This is a genomic window from Vibrio sp. 2-1-2a (assembly GCF_032648565.1).
GTDB lineage: Bacteria > Pseudomonadota > Gammaproteobacteria > Enterobacterales > Vibrionaceae > Vibrio > Vibrio diabolicus.
Genome location: NZ_WBOH01000004.1, coordinates 243,280 through 261,166, shown reverse-complemented (window position 1 = coordinate 261,166; position 17,887 = coordinate 243,280). Strand labels below are relative to the sequence as shown.

General features: G+C 45.5%; 19 protein-coding genes. 9 read left to right on the top strand and 10 right to left on the bottom strand.

Annotated elements, in window-relative coordinates:
- Nucleotides 1-68: 68 nt before the first annotated feature.
- Nucleotides 69-1,145 carry an alkene reductase gene (locus F7Y48_RS12900; protein ID WP_316684449.1) on the top strand — a complete coding sequence of 359 codons (1,077 nt, stop codon included), beginning with the start codon at nucleotides 69-71 and terminating at the stop codon, nucleotides 1,143-1,145.
- A 63-nt stretch (nucleotides 1,146-1,208) separates the two neighbouring features.
- On the opposite strand, the gene F7Y48_RS12895 is transcribed toward F7Y48_RS12900, so the two are convergent.
- The 4 genes from F7Y48_RS12895 to argR all read right to left on the bottom strand — a co-directional run bounded on the left by F7Y48_RS12895 (nucleotide 1,209) and on the right by argR (nucleotide 6,410).
- Nucleotides 1,209-1,646: a universal stress protein gene (locus tag F7Y48_RS12895; RefSeq protein ID WP_005392306.1), complete on the bottom strand. Its 438-nt coding sequence runs from the start codon at nucleotides 1,644-1,646 to the stop codon at nucleotides 1,209-1,211.
- Nucleotides 1,647-1,690: 44 nt separating this feature from the next.
- Complete coding sequence (locus F7Y48_RS12890) at nucleotides 1,691-4,270, bottom strand: TRAP transporter permease (protein WP_065644958.1); 2,580 nt, start codon at nucleotides 4,268-4,270, stop codon at nucleotides 1,691-1,693.
- Between the two features lie 295 nt (nucleotides 4,271-4,565).
- Nucleotides 4,566-5,534, bottom strand: a complete 969-nt coding sequence (locus F7Y48_RS12885) for a TAXI family TRAP transporter solute-binding subunit (RefSeq protein WP_005392302.1) — start codon at nucleotides 5,532-5,534, stop codon at nucleotides 4,566-4,568.
- Nucleotides 5,535-5,939: 405 nt separating this feature from the next.
- Nucleotides 5,940-6,410 (bottom strand): transcriptional regulator ArgR, encoded by a 471-nt coding sequence (argR, locus tag F7Y48_RS12880; RefSeq protein WP_031780246.1) that lies wholly within the window; start codon nucleotides 6,408-6,410, stop codon nucleotides 5,940-5,942.
- A gap of 359 nt (nucleotides 6,411-6,769) precedes the next feature.
- Here argR and mdh point away from each other — a divergent pair, with 359 nt between their 5' ends.
- Nucleotides 6,770-7,705, top strand: a complete 936-nt coding sequence (gene mdh / locus F7Y48_RS12875) for a malate dehydrogenase (RefSeq protein WP_005392300.1) — start codon at nucleotides 6,770-6,772, stop codon at nucleotides 7,703-7,705.
- Between the two features lie 113 nt (nucleotides 7,706-7,818).
- On the top strand, nucleotides 7,819-8,010 hold the full coding sequence (locus F7Y48_RS12870; protein WP_005392299.1) for a hypothetical protein: 192 nt from the start codon (nucleotides 7,819-7,821) through the stop codon (nucleotides 8,008-8,010).
- An 89-nt stretch (nucleotides 8,011-8,099) separates the two neighbouring features.
- Here F7Y48_RS12870 and ispB read toward each other — a convergent pair whose 3' ends face one another.
- Nucleotides 8,100-9,071: an octaprenyl diphosphate synthase gene (gene ispB, locus F7Y48_RS12865; protein ID WP_316684444.1), complete on the bottom strand. Its 972-nt coding sequence runs from the start codon at nucleotides 9,069-9,071 to the stop codon at nucleotides 8,100-8,102.
- A 256-nt stretch (nucleotides 9,072-9,327) separates the two neighbouring features.
- Between ispB and rplU the strand changes: the two genes are divergently transcribed.
- From rplU to folA, 6 genes are all read left to right on the top strand, one after another.
- On the top strand, nucleotides 9,328-9,639 hold the full coding sequence (rplU, locus tag F7Y48_RS12860) for a 50S ribosomal protein L21 (RefSeq protein ID WP_005383096.1): 312 nt from the start codon (nucleotides 9,328-9,330) through the stop codon (nucleotides 9,637-9,639).
- 20 nt (nucleotides 9,640-9,659) lie between these two features.
- Nucleotides 9,660-9,917 carry a 50S ribosomal protein L27 gene (gene rpmA / locus F7Y48_RS12855; RefSeq protein ID WP_005383095.1) on the top strand — a complete coding sequence of 86 codons (258 nt, stop codon included), beginning with the start codon at nucleotides 9,660-9,662 and terminating at the stop codon, nucleotides 9,915-9,917.
- 206 nt (nucleotides 9,918-10,123) lie between these two features.
- The gene (cgtA, locus tag F7Y48_RS12850) at nucleotides 10,124-11,299 is read left to right on the top strand and encodes an Obg family GTPase CgtA (protein ID WP_005383091.1); all 1,176 of its coding nucleotides are present in this window, start codon (nucleotides 10,124-10,126) and stop codon (nucleotides 11,297-11,299) included.
- A 195-nt stretch (nucleotides 11,300-11,494) separates the two neighbouring features.
- Nucleotides 11,495-12,295: a threonine/serine exporter family protein gene (locus F7Y48_RS12845; RefSeq protein ID WP_150916207.1), complete on the top strand. Its 801-nt coding sequence runs from the start codon at nucleotides 11,495-11,497 to the stop codon at nucleotides 12,293-12,295.
- Entirely contained in the window at nucleotides 12,295-12,768 is a 474-nt protein-coding gene (locus F7Y48_RS12840) for a threonine/serine exporter family protein (RefSeq protein ID WP_005392295.1), read from the top strand. The genes F7Y48_RS12845 and F7Y48_RS12840 overlap by 1 nt, the downstream gene beginning before the upstream one ends.
- A 9-nt stretch (nucleotides 12,769-12,777) precedes the next feature.
- Nucleotides 12,778-13,257, top strand: coding sequence for a type 3 dihydrofolate reductase (folA, locus tag F7Y48_RS12835; RefSeq protein WP_046874034.1), 480 nt, complete (start codon nucleotides 12,778-12,780; stop codon nucleotides 13,255-13,257).
- A gap of 266 nt (nucleotides 13,258-13,523) precedes the next feature.
- On the opposite strand, the gene F7Y48_RS12830 is transcribed toward folA, so the two are convergent.
- The 5 genes from F7Y48_RS12830 to surA form a co-directional block, all read right to left on the bottom strand.
- On the bottom strand, nucleotides 13,524-14,330 hold the full coding sequence (locus F7Y48_RS12830) for a symmetrical bis(5'-nucleosyl)-tetraphosphatase (RefSeq protein WP_164666520.1): 807 nt from the start codon (nucleotides 14,328-14,330) through the stop codon (nucleotides 13,524-13,526).
- Between the two features lie 15 nt (nucleotides 14,331-14,345).
- Complete coding sequence (gene apaG, locus F7Y48_RS12825) at nucleotides 14,346-14,726, bottom strand: Co2+/Mg2+ efflux protein ApaG (protein ID WP_005379668.1); 381 nt, start codon at nucleotides 14,724-14,726, stop codon at nucleotides 14,346-14,348.
- A gap of 75 nt (nucleotides 14,727-14,801) precedes the next feature.
- Nucleotides 14,802-15,611, bottom strand: a complete 810-nt coding sequence (rsmA, locus tag F7Y48_RS12820; RefSeq protein WP_005379669.1) for a 16S rRNA (adenine(1518)-N(6)/adenine(1519)-N(6))-dimethyltransferase RsmA — start codon at nucleotides 15,609-15,611, stop codon at nucleotides 14,802-14,804.
- Nucleotides 15,608-16,606 carry a 4-hydroxythreonine-4-phosphate dehydrogenase PdxA gene (gene pdxA / locus F7Y48_RS12815; protein ID WP_258507038.1) on the bottom strand — a complete coding sequence of 333 codons (999 nt, stop codon included), beginning with the start codon at nucleotides 16,604-16,606 and terminating at the stop codon, nucleotides 15,608-15,610. The genes rsmA and pdxA overlap by 4 nt, the downstream gene beginning before the upstream one ends.
- Nucleotides 16,596-17,879, bottom strand: coding sequence for a peptidylprolyl isomerase SurA (gene surA / locus F7Y48_RS12810; protein WP_006742728.1), 1,284 nt, complete (start codon nucleotides 17,877-17,879; stop codon nucleotides 16,596-16,598). Before surA ends, pdxA begins: the two co-directional genes overlap by 11 nt.
- Nucleotides 17,880-17,887: the final 8 nt, after the last annotated feature.

The following is a 17,887-nucleotide window of genomic DNA, read 5'->3' as shown; positions in this document are numbered from 1 at the left end:
TATTGATCTGATTATAGTCTGGCTCTTCATCCTTAGCCATCAAGTTATTGTCATTTGAGGTAAACAACATGTCCAACTCTGTAGACTTATTTTCTCCTATCGAACTCGGTCAATTAGCATTAGATAACCGTGCCATTATGGCCCCTTTAACGCGCGCTCGTGCCAGCGCAGATCATATCCCGAACGACCTTATGGTTGAGTACTATGCTCAACGCGCGAGTGCTGGACTTATCATTGCTGAATGCACCATGGTGATGGAAGGAACGTCTGCTTTTATGGCAGAACCGGGCATTTATAACGAAGAACAAATTGCAGCTTGGAAAAAGGTAACGGATGCGGTTCATGAGAGAGGCGGTAAGATCGTATTGCAAATTTGGCATGCGGGACGCGCTTGTCATCCTGAACTGAATGATGGGAAAACGCCTGTTGCAGCGAGCGCACTAGCCATTCGTGATGAGTTAGTTCATACCCCTTCAGGTAAGCAAGCATATACGGTACCACGAGCACTCGAAGTGGATGAGATAGCTTCTGTTGTGGCGGCGTTTAAGCAAGGTGCGGAAAACGCCAAGAAAGCAGGCTTTGATGGTGTGGAGATACATGGTGCCAATGGTTATCTTATCGATAACTTTCTTCGTGATGGATCGAATTTACGTACTGATGAGTACGGTGGCTCGGTCGAAAATCGTGCTCGTTTCTTACTTGAGATAGTTAAAGAAGTGGTCGAGGTATGGGGACCTGGAAGAGTAGGGCTGCGCACATCACCATTAAATGGATTTAATGACATGAAAGACAGCGATCCGGTTGGCTTGGTTCGTTACTTAGCTAAGCAACTTAATGCTTTCGATCTTGCTTATTGGCACGTGATGCGTGCGGATCTAAAGGGCGTACAAAAAGCAGATGTTCTCAAGCCAGCGCGCGAAAACTATCAAGGTTACCTAATGGCCAACGTGGGCTACAGTGCACAAGAAGCGACAACAGCAATCGCAGAAAATCAAGTTGATGTGGTCGCATTTGGCGTTCCATTTATCGCCAACCCTGATTTAGTTGAGCGATTTAAGAAAAATGCACCTCTTAATGAGGCAAAACCTGAGCACTTTTATTTGGGTGGAGCAGAAGGCTATACCGATTACCCAGTAATGGCATAATTCTTACTTGTTCAATATAAAAAGGACGCTAATGTTAGCGTCCTTTTTCGTTTCTTTAGTTGTTTAACCTTGTGGTTTCACGACCATCACATTGATTGGAGAATATTCCACGACCTTACTTGCGACAGAGCCAAGCATTACTTTATTGATTTTAGAACGCTTGTGACTTGGCATAATGATGAGATCAGCGCCCAAGCGCTCTGCATAATCAAGAATCGTCGCGTAGGCTTTGCCCTCAGCAACATGCACTTGGTACACAACATCTTCAGCAATATGCTTATTGGCGAAAGCTTTTAATTGCTGCTTCACGTCTTGCTTCATTTTGGCTGCTGCATCTTTTGGGAAGTATGTAGCAACCATCGACATGTGAATACCAGGTAGTACTGTTAGAAGGTGGATTTGCGCATTCGCTTGCTTTGCCTGCCAAACCGCTAGTTCAACCGCTCGGTCTGAAAAGCCTTGGTCATTTAGATCAACCGGAACAAGAATTTGTTTGTACATTCAATGTCTCTCACTAAGGCCCCTTGTCCTCGGGGCCAAATCGGTTATGCGCTCAATTGTTCCTTACGAGCACGACGTTTTTGGTTCATGGCAAGCACCAGCAAAATCATTAAGCATGGCACAAATACCCATTCTTTCATCGGACGTTCTGCATCTTGGATAACCCACTTGATCTCCCAATCAAAGTCGATACCTGCAGACTCTGCCGGGCTACCAAACTCGACCATATCGACAATCATTTTGTTGTCGCTTTCGGTCAGCATCAGACCCATAGAAGAAATACGTGCTTCCGCTGTTGTCGCACTGTCTTCGAATGGAAGACGAACCGTTTTCTCGATGTAGTCGCCCTCAAGGTTTTCGCCGGCAACACGTAGCTCCAATGATTCTCCTACATTTAGCGTTTCCGTGATTTGAGCTACCTCAACGCCAGGAGAAAGAACTTTCGCTGGATACAGCATGTCCCACCAAAAACCAGGACGGAAAAACGAAAATGTCAGTACTAATAATAGAACGGTTTCCCACCACTTGTTACGCGTGAACCACCATCCTTGTGTTGCGGCGGAAAAGATCAGCATCGCAATGATCGATGAGATGACAGTGAGTGCTAAATGCCACCAAGAGTCTATCCCCATCAACAGTAGCTGGGTATTGAATACAAACATGAATGGCAAAATGGCGGTTCGAATATCGTAAGTAAAGCCTTGGATACCTGTACGAATCGGGTCTGATTTAGCAATCGCAGCCGCCGCAAATGCCGCAAGACCTACGGGTGGGGTGTCGTCGGCCAAAATACCAAAGTAGAAAACGAACAAGTGCACCGCAATGAGTGGGATGATCAAGCCATGTGCTGCACCTAGCGTGACAATAACCGGTGCCATCAACGTAGATACTACGATGTAGTTCGCCGTTGTCGGTAGACCCATCCCAAGAACCAAGCTGATTATTGCAGTAAACAGCAGCATAAGAATGATGCTACCGCCAGAGATAAACTCAACGAAGTCGGTCATAACTAGGCCAATACCCGTTAGGGTGACGACCCCAACCACGGTACCTGCCGCTGCCGTTGCAACGCCGATACCAATCATGTTACGAGCGCCAGCAACCAAGCTCTCAGCCAGATCAACGAAGCCATCTTTGGTTTGCTGCATCATGTCACCTTGCTTTGATAACAGAGCAATCAATGGACGCTGAGTCAGCAAAATGAAAATCATGAACACTGTTGCCCAGAATGCTGAAAGACCTGGCGAGAAGCGCTCTACAGTCAGACACCAAACCAATACAACGATAGGCAGTAGATAGTGCAAACCAGATTTAACCGTTGGGCCAGGATCAGGTACTTCTGTTAACTCTGCATCAATCTCAATTGCGCCATCTTGCACGTGATTTGCTGAGATTTTCACCAAGCCAACGTACGCAATTAACAGGGCAACCGTAACAATTGGCGTCGCGGCATCACCAAAGACATCTTTCGTCCAACCCACTCCGTAGTAAACCAATGCGCTGATCACACACAGTCCTAAGATTGTGCCAGTAAAGGAAAGCAAACTTTGTACTAACGTTGGGTTGTGGCGACGAGGAAGACCTGTCATACCCGCTTTACACGCCTCAAGGTGAACGATGTAAATCAAAGCGATGTAAGAGATAAGTGCCGGAAGTAGGGCAGCCTTAATCACTTCAACGTAGGAGATACCGACATATTCCACCATCAAGAATGCCGCCGCGCCCATGATTGGTGGCGTTAACTGACCATTGGTTGAGGCAGCAACTTCAACGGCTCCCGCTTTGGTGCCCGGAAAACCGACACGTTTCATCAATGGAATGGTAAAGGTACCAGTGGTTACCACGTTTGCGATTGAAGAGCCAGAAACAAGCCCGGATAAACCAGATGCAACAACGGCCGCTTTTGCAGGACCACCTTTCATATGACCCAGCAAAGAAAAGGCGACTTTAATGAAGTAAGCACCTGCACCAGCGCGTTCCAGCATGGCGCCAAACAATACAAACAAGAACACAAAAGAGGTTGAAACGCCTAATGCGACACCGAATACACCTTCCGTTGTTAGCCATAAGTGAGACATGGCCTTGTTTAAGCTCGCTCCTTTATGCGCGATGACATCGGGCATGTAAGGGCCAGCAAAGGTGTAAGTAAGGAAGACAGCAGCAACCACCATCAGTGGTGGACCGAGCGCTCGGCGTGTTGCTTCTAAAAGGAGAACCATACCGATGACAGCAACGACGATATCTACCGTTGTTGGTGCACCGGAACGTCCAGCTAGCTCGGTATAAAAAAGGTAAATATATGCCGCAGAAAAACTACCTGCTAGCGCCAATATCCAATCGACAAGAGGGATATGATCGCGAGGGGAATTTTTCATCGCTGGATAAGCAGTGAAAGCCAAGAAGATCGCGAAAGTGAGGTGGATTGATCGCGCTTCCGTGTCGTTCAGTACGCCGAAATTAAAAATAAATGGTAGCGGAGATGCGTACCATAATTGAAATAGTGACCAACACAGAGGAACAAACCAAAGGATTCGTCCTTGCATTCCCGAGGGGCTACGTGCACCTGTGTCTGCCTGAGCCACCATTTCTTGCACATCTTGTGACGGAGCTTGATTCGTCGCCATGTACTTTTTCCTTATTATTGATGGTCCTGTCGGATTTTTATCGAGAACCACACTTCGCCTTTATCAGTGTAGCGAATGGAGCGAAGTTTGCTTTCGAGTATTTTGCTGCCTGAACTCAAAGTGTTGAATTTTGGAGACTCTGCTAGGCGGCGTTTAAGTTTTTCTTGGGTATGAACTCGCAATTTTCGGAAGAAAACTGGCGAATGAAGCATGCAGTTAGCACGTGCTACAACCTGCATGCTCAAACAGGCAGAAAACCATCTTTTCCTGCCTGTGAGTTTGGAGTCTGAGGAAGTTACTTAAGTAGACCCACTTCTTTGTAGTATTTTTCTGCACCTGGGTGAAGAGGGATAGATAGACCCGCTTTCACCATGTCTTCTTTTTTCAGGTTTGCAAACGCAGGGTGTAGACGTTTGAACGTATCGAAGTTTTCAAACACGGCTTTTGCAACGTTGTAAGCGACATCGTCTGAAACGTCTGCTGTTGTAACCATCGTTGCCGCAACACCAAAGCTGTTTACGTCTTTGTCTGTGCCACGATACATGCCAGCCGGCACTGAGCTAAAGGCGTAGTATGGGTTATCAGCAACAATCTTATCGATTTTCGGGCCAGTTGCAGAAACTAGCTTAGCATCACATGATGTTGTTGCTTCTTTGATTGAACCGTTCGGGTGACCCACCATGTAAATGAATGCGTCAATTTTGTTGTCACAAAGTGCTTGAGAACGCTCAGAGCCCTTTAGCTCAGAAGCCAATTTGAAGCTGTCGTTTGTCCAGCCCATCGCTTCCATAACAACGCCCATGGTTGCACGGTCACCAGAGCCAGGGTTACCGATGTTTACGCGCTTACCTTTTAGGTCTTCAACGTTTTCGATACCTGAATCTGCACGAGCAATGATGTTGAAAGGTTCTGTATGAAGAGAGAACATTGCACGTAGCTTTTTGTACGGGCCTTGTTCCGCAAACTTACTCGTACCGTTGTAGCCGTGGTACTGCCAATCCGATTGCACGATACCAAAATCTAACTCGCCAGCACGGATAGTGTTAACGTTGTAAATAGAGCCGCCAGTCGATTCTACTGAACAACGAATGTTGTGTTCTTTACGACCTTTATTGACCAATTTACAGATAGCACCACCAGTAGGGTAGTAAACACCTGTAACAGAGCCAGTACCGATAGTAATAAACTCTTGAGCGTTAACTGCGCCTGCACCCATTACTGCTGCAGCGATAGCGCCTACTTTGAGAAGTTTGTTAAATGCCATGAATTTCCCTTCCTTATATTCATTATTTACCCGGAAATAACCATAAATCACTTCTGGAGTTTCCTATTTGGAAACGGCATCTTTTCCAATCCAATCGTTTGAAAAAGCGAGCGAATCATAACAAAAAATTGGCAGAAAATTATCCAATTGTTAAATGTTATAGTTGATAAGTCTGAATCTTGTGCAGGAGGATAGTGTTAGATTTGTGATTTAATTCTTTTTATAACAAACACTTAATAAGTATTAAGTGAACGAAGTGAAAAAGATCAATTGCGTGATGTTAATCACAAAATAGGTGGTTAAATAATGGTCTGGATAAGCAAAAAATTTACATAAATCATGGGCTACAAAATGAGATTTCTTTTATAGCCCACAAAGAGTTAGCTGATCTAAATGTGAAAGAACTTAGCCAGTGTATTCGAACAGTTCACACACTGATTTGAACAACTGTTCAGTCGTAATCGCCATCGTTGGAGTGATAAAGATAGTGTCATCACCTGCAACAACACCAAGAATACCTTCGGATTTACCCAGTGAGTCAAGCAAGCGAGCAATCAACTGCGCAGCACCAGGGCCAGTATGGATAACAACTAATGCCGCGTTATGGTCAATGTCTAGCACCAGTTCACGCAAAGAGCTGCTTACAGTCGGTACGCCTAGCTCAGCAGGAAGGCAGTAAACCATTTCCATTTTTGCATTGCGTGTGCGGACGGCGCCAAATTTAGTCAGCATGCGTGATACTTTCGATTGGTTAATGCTTTCAAATCCTTGTTGTTTGAGTGCATCAACAATCTCACCCTGTGAGCCAAAGCTCTCTTCTTTTAATAGGGCTTTAAAGGCGCGGACTAAGTTGTCTTGTTTTTCTGAATTGCGCATAGTCATTACGAATCTCTTATTACGGGTCAGCAATTTTGCATATTCTCGCATATATATTCATGCGGTGCCAAAGAGTCCCAGTATTATGTTAGTTACGTCACTGTAAACTATATACCACATGGAATTCTTTAACTATATGAAGTAGGGCTGTTTTTGTTTTCTTGAATTCCTTGTCATTTCAACAGAATAAAAGAATAATCCAAGCCCCATTTGTAGCACGGTAACAGCGAGTTGCGCGAGGTCGCAAAGCTAGCGTTAATTGATTGTAATCAAGTTGTGATTCCGATAGCTTTATTTAAGTTGGTTACAAACTACCCTACGAATACGTTTATAAGAGAAATACTCTCAAGGAGAACTACATGAAAGTAGCCGTTATTGGTGCCGCTGGTGGCATCGGTCAAGCCCTGGCCCTTCTACTTAAGAACCGTCTTCCTGCTGGTTCTGATTTAGCCCTATACGATATTGCTCCAGTAACTCCTGGTGTGGCTGCTGATCTTAGCCACATCCCGACGCCAGTTTCTATCAAAGGTTACGCGGGTGAAGATCCTACTCCAGCACTAGAAGGTGCGGATGTTGTGCTGATTTCTGCAGGTGTTGCTCGTAAGCCTGGTATGGATCGCGCGGATCTATTCAATGTAAATGCTGGTATCGTTAAGTCGCTAGCGGAGAAGATTGCGGTTGTTTGTCCGAAAGCTTGTGTTGGTATCATCACAAACCCGGTAAATACAACAGTGCCAATTGCCGCTGAAGTACTTAAAAAAGCGGGTGTTTACGATAAGCGTCGCTTGTTCGGTGTAACAACACTGGATGTTATCCGTTCAGAAACATTCGTTGCAGAGCTAAAAGACAAAGATCCAGGTGACATTCGCGTACCTGTTATCGGTGGTCACTCTGGCGTAACGATCTTACCTCTACTGTCTCAAGTGGAAGGCGTTGAGTTTACAGCTGAAGAAGTAGAAGCATTAACGAAACGTATTCAAAACGCAGGTACTGAAGTTGTAGAAGCGAAAGCGGGTGGTGGTAGTGCAACACTATCAATGGGCCAAGCTGCATGTCGCTTTGGTCTGTCTCTAGTTCGTGCTCTTCAAGGTGAAGAAGGCGTAGTTGAATGTGCATACGTTGAAGGCGACGGTGAACATGCGACTTACTTCGCACAGCCTGTGAAACTGGGTAAAGAAGGCGTAGAAGAAGTACTAAGCTATGGCAAACTCAGCGACTACGAAAAGTCTGCACTAGACGGTATGCTAGAAACACTAAATGGCGACATCAACATTGGTGTTGAATTCGCAAAGTAATCTAGAAAGCTCGAATAAGAAGAAAGCCGATCAAAATGATCGGCTTTTTTGATCTTTAGCTTCTCTGCTTCGTAAAATTACTTGATCAAAACAACGTGGTGAAGGAGAAGATGATGGAAGCAAGTCGAATCCGTAAAGGCATGGTTGTTGAGTGCCAGCAGGGCGTAGGTACGATATTGGTGGTCGACCGTGAAGCAGAGACGGTACTGTTGTCGAAACAAGGCTCTGATCAGCAGATTGCGGTTAGCTTTGATGAAATAGAAGATGACCCACAACTGCATGGCGGTAGTGACAGATATTACTAGCGCTTATCACGGCATTAGGTATCAGATACAAAAAAGGAAGAGCTTGCTCTTCCTTTTTGTTTTAAGTCTTGCGTTATGGGTTGCTATGATTACTTCGTGCGTTGTACCGCGACATGAGCCAGAGTAATAAGCGCTTGCTTGTATTCAGATTCCGGCAATACTGATAGTTCTTCGATCGCTTTGTCTGCTTCTTCTAGTGCTTTTTGCGTCGTGTATTCCAGAGATCCGGTCTCTTTCATCACCGCGAGAATTTCTTCTAAGCGATCCATGCCATTGGCCTTCTCAATTGCTTCGCGAATCATGAGGGCATTGTCTGGCGTGGTATTACGCATAGCGTGAAGTAGAGGCAAAGTTGGCTTGCCTTCAGCCAAATCATCCCCCACATTTTTACCCATGTCTTCGCCATCAGAGGTGTAATCCATGACGTCATCAATAAGCTGAAACGCAGTACCCAAATACTTACCGTAATTTTGCATTGCGATTTCAACATGCTCAGGAGCATCGTTTAAGATTGCGCCAATTTGAGTTGCAGACTCAAATAAGCGTGCCGTCTTAGAGTAGATGACTTGCATGTAGCTTTCTTCTGTCGTGTCAGGATCGTTACAGTTCATCAACTGCTGAACTTCACCTTCGGCGATCACGTTTACGGCGTTGCTCATTAGCTTAAGGATCTTCATGGATCCTAGCTCCGTCATCATTTGGAATGAGCGAGTATAGATAAAGTCCCCAACTAACACGCTAGCAGCATTGCCAAATGCAGCATTCGCAGTTGCTTTACCGCGGCGCATGTCTGATTCGTCGACCACGTCATCATGCAGCAAAGTCGCTGTATGGATGAACTCAATAAACGCAGCTGCCATGGTATGACCGTTGCCTTGGTAACCAAGTGCGCGGGCTGACAGTATCGCTAAAAGCGGTCTCAGGCGTTTGCCTCCACCACTCACGATATAAAAACCGAGCTGGTTGATTAAAGAGACATCAGAATTAAGTTGGGCTTGAATTGTTTCATTCACTTTTGCCATGTCATCGGCAGTAAGCGCTTGGATAGTTTTAAAATCCATCGTATATCCGGCTGAAGTTAGACCCTGCAAGGCTTATTCGATTTATATAATTGTCGAATAATACACTAAAAAACGTTGATTAATACATTACTAAAGGGCATGATTGCCGCACTTTTCTTTGGCGATTAGCTTTTCGCCAATTTTTTCAAAATATGGCTTGTCATAGGAGCATCTATTCTGTAGAATCTGCGCCCTATTGATGATTAGTTTAGCGCACACCCTCAAGAAAGGCTGTGCGGAAAAAGCGGAGTAAAATATGTACGCTGTTTTCCAATCTGGTGGTAAACAACACCGTGTAAGCGAAGGTCAAACTCTTCGTTTAGAGAAATTAGACGTTGAAACTGGTGCAACTGTAGAATTTGATAAAGTTCTTCTTGTTGCTAACGGCGAAGACATCAAAGTTGGTGCTCCTCTTGTAGAGGGCGGCAAAATTGTTGCTGAAGTTGTACAACACGGTCGTGGCGATAAAGTTAAAATCGTTAAGTTCCGTCGTCGTAAGCACTCTCGTAAGCAACAGGGTCACCGTCAGTGGTTCACTGAAGTGAAGATCACTGGTATCAACGCTTAATCTATTAGGAGAGTTTAACAATGGCACACAAAAAAGCTGGTGGTTCTACTCGTAACGGCCGCGATTCAGAAAGCAAACGTCTAGGTGTTAAGCGTTTCGGTGGTGAATCTGTACTTGCAGGTAACATCATCGTTCGTCAACGTGGTACTAAGTTCCACGCTGGTAACAACGTAGGTATCGGTAAAGACCACACTCTATTCGCTCTTACTGAAGGTAAAGTGAAGTTCGAAGTGAAAGGTCCTAAGAACCGTAAGTTTGTAAGCATCGAAGCTGAGTAATTAGGTTTTTACCAAGTTACTTAATAGCTTTAAGCTGAATTCAAAAGCCCTGCCGAATCGGCGGGGTTTTTTATTTATGGCAGTCGACATATCGAAGTTTCTCGTTTCCACCTTATTTGTGGGCTGGGAGCTTAGATCTGTCATCTGCTAAAATTGTCAGATGACAAAGTAGATTTAATCCACGCACGAAGTAGTCGGAGTAAAAGATGAAGTTCGTAGATGAAGCGGTAGTAAAAGTTCAGGCTGGCGACGGCGGTAGCGGCGTTGTGAGTTTCTGGCGTGAAAAGTTCATCACTAAAGGTGGCCCTGATGGCGGTGATGGTGGCGACGGTGGTGATGTTTATATCCAAGCCGATGAAAACCTTAACACTCTGATTGATTATCGTTTCCAGCGCTTCTACGAAGCGGAGCGTGGTGAGAATGGCCGCGGTGGTAACTGTACTGGTAAACGTGGTAAAGACATCGTTCTTCGCGTGCCTGTAGGTACGCGCGCAGTGGATATCCACACAAATGAAATCGTGGCAGAAGTTGCTGAACACGGTAAGAAAGTGATGATCGCAAAAGGCGGTTGGCACGGTCTAGGTAACACGCGTTTCAAATCTTCAGTAAACCGCGCGCCTCGTCAAAGAACATTAGGCACAAAAGGTGAAGTACGTGAAATTCGCCTTGAACTATTGCTTCTTGCTGACGTTGGTATGCTTGGTCTACCTAATGCAGGTAAATCAACCTTTATCCGCGCAGTCTCAGCAGCAAAACCAAAAGTCGCTGATTACCCATTCACGACGTTGATCCCAAGCTTGGGCGTAGTGAGTGTCGTACCAGAGAAAAGCTTTGTTGTTGCAGACATTCCAGGTCTTATCGAAGGTGCAGCAGATGGCGCTGGTCTTGGTATTCGATTCTTGAAGCACTTAGAGCGTTGCCGAGTGTTGCTGCACATGATCGATATTATGCCAATTGATCAGTCTGATCCGGTGCAAAATGCATTAACGATCATTGATGAGCTAGAGCAATACAGTGAAAAACTGGCAAGCAAGCCACGCTGGTTAGTATTCAACAAAGTTGATTTAATGCCTGAAGAAGAAGCGAATGAGAAGATCCAAGAAATCTTAGACGCACTAGGCTGGGAAGACGAGTACTTTAAGATCTCGGCGATCAATCGTAACGGTACTAAAGAGCTTTGTTACAAATTGGCTGACTTTATGGATAACCTACCTCGCGAAGAGGAAGAAGTGGCTGAAGAAGATAAAGTTAACTTCATGTGGGATGACTACCATAAAGATGCGATGGCGGGTAAAGACGTTATCACTGAAGATGATGACGACGATTGGGATGACTGGGACGATGAAGAAGATGACGGTCACGTTGTCTACGTTCGTGACTAATCAGAACCGTCAAACAATGCCTGTTTGTCTATAATTCATTAAGCCGCAATTATTTATTGCGGCTTTTTTTGTATCTAAATCATATTTAGATGGTGTGATTTACGGCACAATAGCCGATACGTCGTGATTTTTGAGGGCTAGTTTGGACCTCTCGCGTATGAATGAGCAACACCCTAAAAGGAATTAGACTTATTTATGACTCTAGAAACCATACCGTCTGGAGAGTTGGCGGTATCCACTCAACGATCTATTTCTCGCCTTGTTGCCCAGGCCGGGCAAATGCTACTCGCTCATGGTGCTGAAAGTACTCTGGTGAGCGATATTATGCGCCGTATTGGCCTTGCTTGTGGGGTTAATGAAGTTGCGGTTGCGCTATCAGCCAATGCACTGGTTGTAACGACGGTAATGGATGGACACTGCATCACCACTACCCGAAGTTGTGCCGATCGTGGCATTAATATGCGCGTTATTACGCAAATTCAACGTATCTGCATCATGATGGAGCGTGGGCTGCTCGATGCAGCCATGGCGCAGAAAAAGCTGAACGCCATCAGTCCAGAGCGTTATAACCGATGGCTGGTGGTGTTTATGATTGGCCTGTCATGTGCGGCATTCAGCCATCTGGCAGGTGGTGATTGGGGGGTATTTGTTATGACCTTTTTAGCATCAGCTGGTGGTATGATCGTTCGCCAAGAAATTGGTCATCGTCACTTTAACCCTTTACTGAACTTTGCAGCGACAGCCTTTGTGACGACCTTAATTTCTGCGCAAGCGGAAATCTACCAAATCGGCAATCTGCCCACCGTTGCAATGGCATCGTCGGTATTAATGCTCGTACCGGGTTTCCCGTTGATTAACTCAGTGGCAGACATGCTGAAAGGGCACATTAACATGGGTATTGCCCGATTTGTGATGGCCAGCTTACTGACGTTGGCGACGTGTTTGGGCATCGTTGCTGCGATGAGCGTTACTGGAATTTGGGGGTGGGCAATCTAATGAGTTTGTTTGATTTGATGCTTGGCCTGCTGAATGACATGTTTTTCGCTGCGATTCCCGCAGTTGGATTTGCACTGGTTTTTAACGTGCCACAAAGAGCTTTAGTGTATTGTGCTGTTGGCGGCGCGATTGGACACGGCAGCCGTTATTTGATGATGCAGTTTGGTATTCCCATTGAATGGGCGACCTTTTTTGCCGCGACGCTAGTTGGGATGATTGGTGTGTACTGGTCTCGCCGCTTTCTCGCGCACCCAAAAGTGTTCACTGTGGCAGCTTTGATCCCGATGGTACCTGGCGTGTTTGCTTACAAAGCAATGATAGCCATGGTTGAGATCAACCATATTGGTTATTCACCTGAGCTCGTTGCAACTTGTATGGAGAACTTTCTTAAGGCCATGTTTATTATTGCAGGTTTAGCTGTTGGTCTTGCTGTTCCAGGGCTGTTATTCTATCGCCGCAGACCAATTGTATAAGGACCTAACATGATCATTAGTATGATTGCCGCGATGGCCGACAATCGCATCATTGGCAAAGACAATCAAATGCCTTGGCATCTTCCCGCCGATTTCGCTTGGTTTAAGCGTTGTACCATGGGAAAACCGGTTGTGATGGGACGCAAAACCTATGAGTCTATTGGTCGCCCTTTACCTGGTCGCTTGAATATTGTTATCAGCCGTGATGAGACACTAAAGATCGAAGGCGTTACTACCGTAACATCGATTGAGCAAGCTTTGGACGTGGCTGGTGACGTGGAAGAAGTGATGATCATTGGTGGTGGTGCGATTTACGCAGCTTGTCTGCCGATGGCCAATAAACTATATGTAACACACATTGAAGCCGCGATTGATGGTGATACTCAGTTCCCAGATTGGGGAGACGAGTTTAAGGAAACTTACTCAGAAAAGTATCAAGCCGATGAGAAGAACGCCTACAACATGCGCTTTACTGTGTTAGAAAAGTAATTCGAGATTAATACAGCGTAGTTAATACGATAATGCCGTTCGTATAACAGCGAGCGGCCATCCCGGCCTGCCATCATCCTGAAAGCGACGGAGGAGCGTGATTCAGGATCTTCTATACGAGTACTTTGTTGTCAAAGGTATCTCTATCTACCCGCAGCGTGCGGATATTAGATTCCTAGTCTCGCTAAGTCGCTGGAATGACTCTACAGGAGATGTTAGGTGACAGGCATTCTCCCTACGATGGATTATCGACTATTATTCCGTGTTTAACTTAACGCATCCTGAGTAAAGATTTTCTTATCGTCCCAACGGATCATGGTTAGGCTTCCGCCCCAAACACAGCCAGTATCCAGACCGATGATCTCTTCGTCTACATGGCCTTGTAGTGCAGCCCAGTGACCAAATAACACCGTTTTATTGAGGTGAACGCGCTGAGGTACATCAAACCATGGAATAAGTTCGTTACCGGAAACTTGTTGTGGTGGTAGTTTACAATCCATATCCAAACGACCATCGGGGAAACAAAAGCGCATCCGCGTAAAAGCATTGATAATATAACGGTATCGGTCCAAACCCTGTAGAGAGTCATCCCAGGAATCAGGTTGATTACTGTACATGTTTTTTAAGAGCCAAGGCAGCTCTTCACTTTGGATGATGCGTTCAACTTCGCGGGCACATTTTCTTGCAGTTTTTAGATTCCACTGCGGTGATATCCCAGCGTGACACATCACGAACTCGTCATGCTCAGCCATAAGAGGTTGCTGAGCTAGCCATGCTAATAGATCTTCTTTGTCGGGTGCTGTGAAAATAGGCGCGGTTTTATCTTTGTCTTTGACCTTTTTTATCCCGTGAGCAACGGCGAGCAGGTGAAGGTCGTGATTACCAAGCACAACGGTTGCGCTTTTGCCAAGCGACTTCACAAAGCGTAAAGTTTCTAGTGATTTAGGCCCTCTGGCGACCAAATCACCAGCGAGCCAAAGTTGGTCTTTTTTCGCAGAGAAAGAGACTTGTTCTAGTAGTCGCTGCAATTCATCAAAACAGCCTTGAATATCACCAACAATATAAGTAGCCACTGAATCTCCAATTTACTAATTTAAAACATTTGGAACAGCAAGACGAAATGGTTCAATTTCGGTGATGAACTCCTGTCCTTTTTCATCCAGCATTTTGTAGTGCCCTTGCATAACGCCGACAGGGGTTTCTAACGCGGTTCCGCTACTGTACGTGTATTCATCATTGCTTGGAATAAAAGGTTGTTGACCCACCACACCATCACCTTCAACCGTCATTTGCTTGCCATTCGAGTCTGTGATTAACCAGCGACGGCTCACTAACTGCACGGTTTGTTGGCTAAGGTTTTTGATGGTGATGATATAGGCGAAAACGTAGCGTTGTAGCTCAGGATTGGACTGTTCTTCGATGTATTTGGTGTGAACTTGAATTTTGATGCAAGGTTGAATGACGTCCATGTGCACTCCTCAGAAACGTAATATCCCAATAATAATAAGCCAAACCGGCAAGGGTTTGGCTTATCGTTTGAGTTCTTAGTGCTGCGGGTTATCCGCAAGCCAGTTCGCCATCGCGACGAATTGTTCTAGCGTCAGGTTCTCTGGACGCATGCTTGGATTAACACCTAGCTCTTCTAGTACTTCTGTGCTTAACAACGATTTGTAGCAGTTACGAACTGTTTTACGACGTTGGTTAAAGCCTTCACGACAAACGCGATCCAGCAAACGCAGATCTTTCGCAGGGCATGGTAGCTCTTCATATGGCACTAAACGAACAACGGCAGAGTCCACTTTCGGTGGTGGAACGAATGCCGTTGGCGGTACTTCCAGTACTGGTACCACTTTACAGTAGTACTGAGCCATTACCGTTAAACGGCCGTAAGCTTTGCTGCCAGGACCGGCGGCTAGGCGGTTTACCACTTCTTTTTGCAGCATAAAGTGCATGTCTTGAATGTCTTTATGGAATTCAAAAAGGTGGAACATCAATGGTGTAGAGATGTTGTACGGCAAGTTACCGAAAATGCGTAGCTTGTTGTTTGGCTTCACTAATTGAGTGAAGTCAAAACGCATAGCGTCACCCTCATGGATAGTCAACTTATCCGCCAGTTCAGGGTGAGTACGTAGGCGTTCTGCCAGATCGCGGTCTAATTCGATAACTGTGAACTTATCCACTTCACGACCTACCGGCTCAGTGATTGCACCAAGACCAGGACCGATTTCAACCAGGTTTTGACCTGGTTTTGGGTTAATCGCTGATACGATTCCATCAATAATGTATGGATCGTTCAGGAAGTTTTGACCAAAACGTTTACGCGCTTTGTGTCCTAAATGGACATCATTTCTCATTGTTTCTTCTCTACCAAATCTATCGCATGCGTGAGCGCTGTTCGGAAACTCCCTGTATCCGCTTGACCTGTCCCTGCCAGATCTAATGCAGTACCGTGATCCACCGATGTTCTAATAAAAGGTAGACCAAGAGTAATGTTTACTGAACGACCAAAGCCTTTGTATTTTAATACTGGCAACACTTGGTCGTGGTACATGCCTAAAACAGCATCAGCATCATTTAAATATTTTTCATTGAAAATGGTATCTGCCGGCAAAGGGCCGATCAGGTTGATACCTTTTTCTTGTCGAATCTTTTCCAGTGTCGGAGTGATGGTTTCGATCTCTTCACGACCTAAGCAGCCATCTTCGCCAGCATGAGGGTTAAGCCCGCAAACGTAGATGTTTGGTTGCGCGATAGCAAACTTTTCTACAAGGTCTTTATGAAGAATATCGATGATTTTTTCTAATCGCTCTTCGGTGACCGCTTTGGACACATACGCTAAAGGAATATGTGTTGTGACTAGCGCCACGCGTAATCCTTCCGTTGCTAGCATCATGACGACTAGCGGCGTTTGTGACTTCTCGGCGAAAAATTCAGTATGACCACTGAATGCAACACCTGCGCGATTAATCACCCCCTTATGAACAGGGCCGGTGACAATAGCATCAAATTCATCATTCATACAGCCTAAAGCCGCTCTTTCTAGCGTTTTTAATACATAGTGGCCATTCGCTTCATTGAGCTCGCCTGCGACCGCAGGTTCCGATATTTGGATATGATCAACGATAAGCGTGCCTGCTTTTTGTGCTTTAGGCATTTCTTCTGGATTGTAATCAGACAGTTGGACTTCAATGCCAAGCTGCTTGGCTCTGTCCATCAGCATATTTTTATCGGCGCAGACGACAATTTGGTGTGCCCAATCTTCCTTCGATAAGGCAAGCACTAAGTCTGGGCCGATACCCGCAGGTTCCCCTGCGGTTACGACAATTCTACGAATTGTATTAGTTGTCATTGTTGTCATCCACGATTTCAACAAACGCACTTGCGCGTAGCTCTTGCATCCATGCGCCCGCTTCTTCATTAAATTTACGGTTAAATAGAATACGGTAAGCCTTGTTCTTCATCGCTGAGTCAGTGCGGTCAACTTGGCGACGATCCAACACTTCAACGATATGCCAGCCGTGAACGGTTTTGAACGGTTCGCTGATTGAGCCAACAGGCAGAGTTTCTACTTGGTGTTTAAATTCTGGCACGTACAGATCTGGCGTTTGATAACCTAGCTCACCGTCTTGCGCTGCCGAACCAGGGTCTTGGCTGTATTGTGTTGCCAGTTGAGCGAAAGTGGCTTCGCCAGCTTTGATGCGGCGTACAAATTCATTCAGTTGCTTCTTCGCCCCTTCATCGCTCAGAATCACGGTTGGTTTAATCAAAATATGACGCGCATTTACTTCCGTTACCGCAACCGTTTCTAGGCCTTTTACATCCTCAATTTTTAGGATGTGGAAACCGACACCACTACGGAATGGGCCAATGATGCTGCCTTTGTTTTGCATTTTGATCTGATCGGCAAAGATGGTTGGCATCTCTTCTTTACGCATCCAACCCCAGTCGCCACCTTGTAAAGCTTTAGGACCTTTTGAGTAGGTGTAGGCCATCTCCGTAAAGTCTGCACCTTCGTTCAGCTTTTTCGCCAGCGCTTTTGCTTCTGCTTCTACAGCAGACTTTTCTTTGTCGTCAGAGAAGCGCAGTTGAATGTGTCCAATTTTGTATTGAACGGTCGCATTGGTTTCTTGTGATAGTTGCTCAGCAAGGCTGTCGACTTCTGCTGGAAGGATATTAATACGGCGACGAACCAGTGCATTACGGGCTTCTGAAGCGGCGATTTCCTTACGAATTTGTTCGCGGAATTCTGGGTAACTCAAGCCTTCACTTTCTACAGAAGCGGCGAGTTGTTCTACAGATTGTTCATTATTACGTGCGATCTCCGCAATCGCTTGGTTTAAGCGGTTATCGTCAATACGCACACCGATACGATCTGCTTCTTGGCCTTGCAACGTGTCAATAATCAGCTTTTCAACAACTTGTTCTTTTAACACGCTAGCAGAAGGTAAGCTCTTTCCGCTTTGACGTGCGTTGGCTTGCAGCGTTTTCATCGCTGTTTCGATGTCGCTTTGTAGAATTACACCGTCATTCACGATGACCGCAACCTTATCGATCTCTACTGGTGCTGCAACCGCTCCGCAAGAGAGTAGGGTCGTGAATAAGATTGATTTCCAAATTTTCATTTAAAATT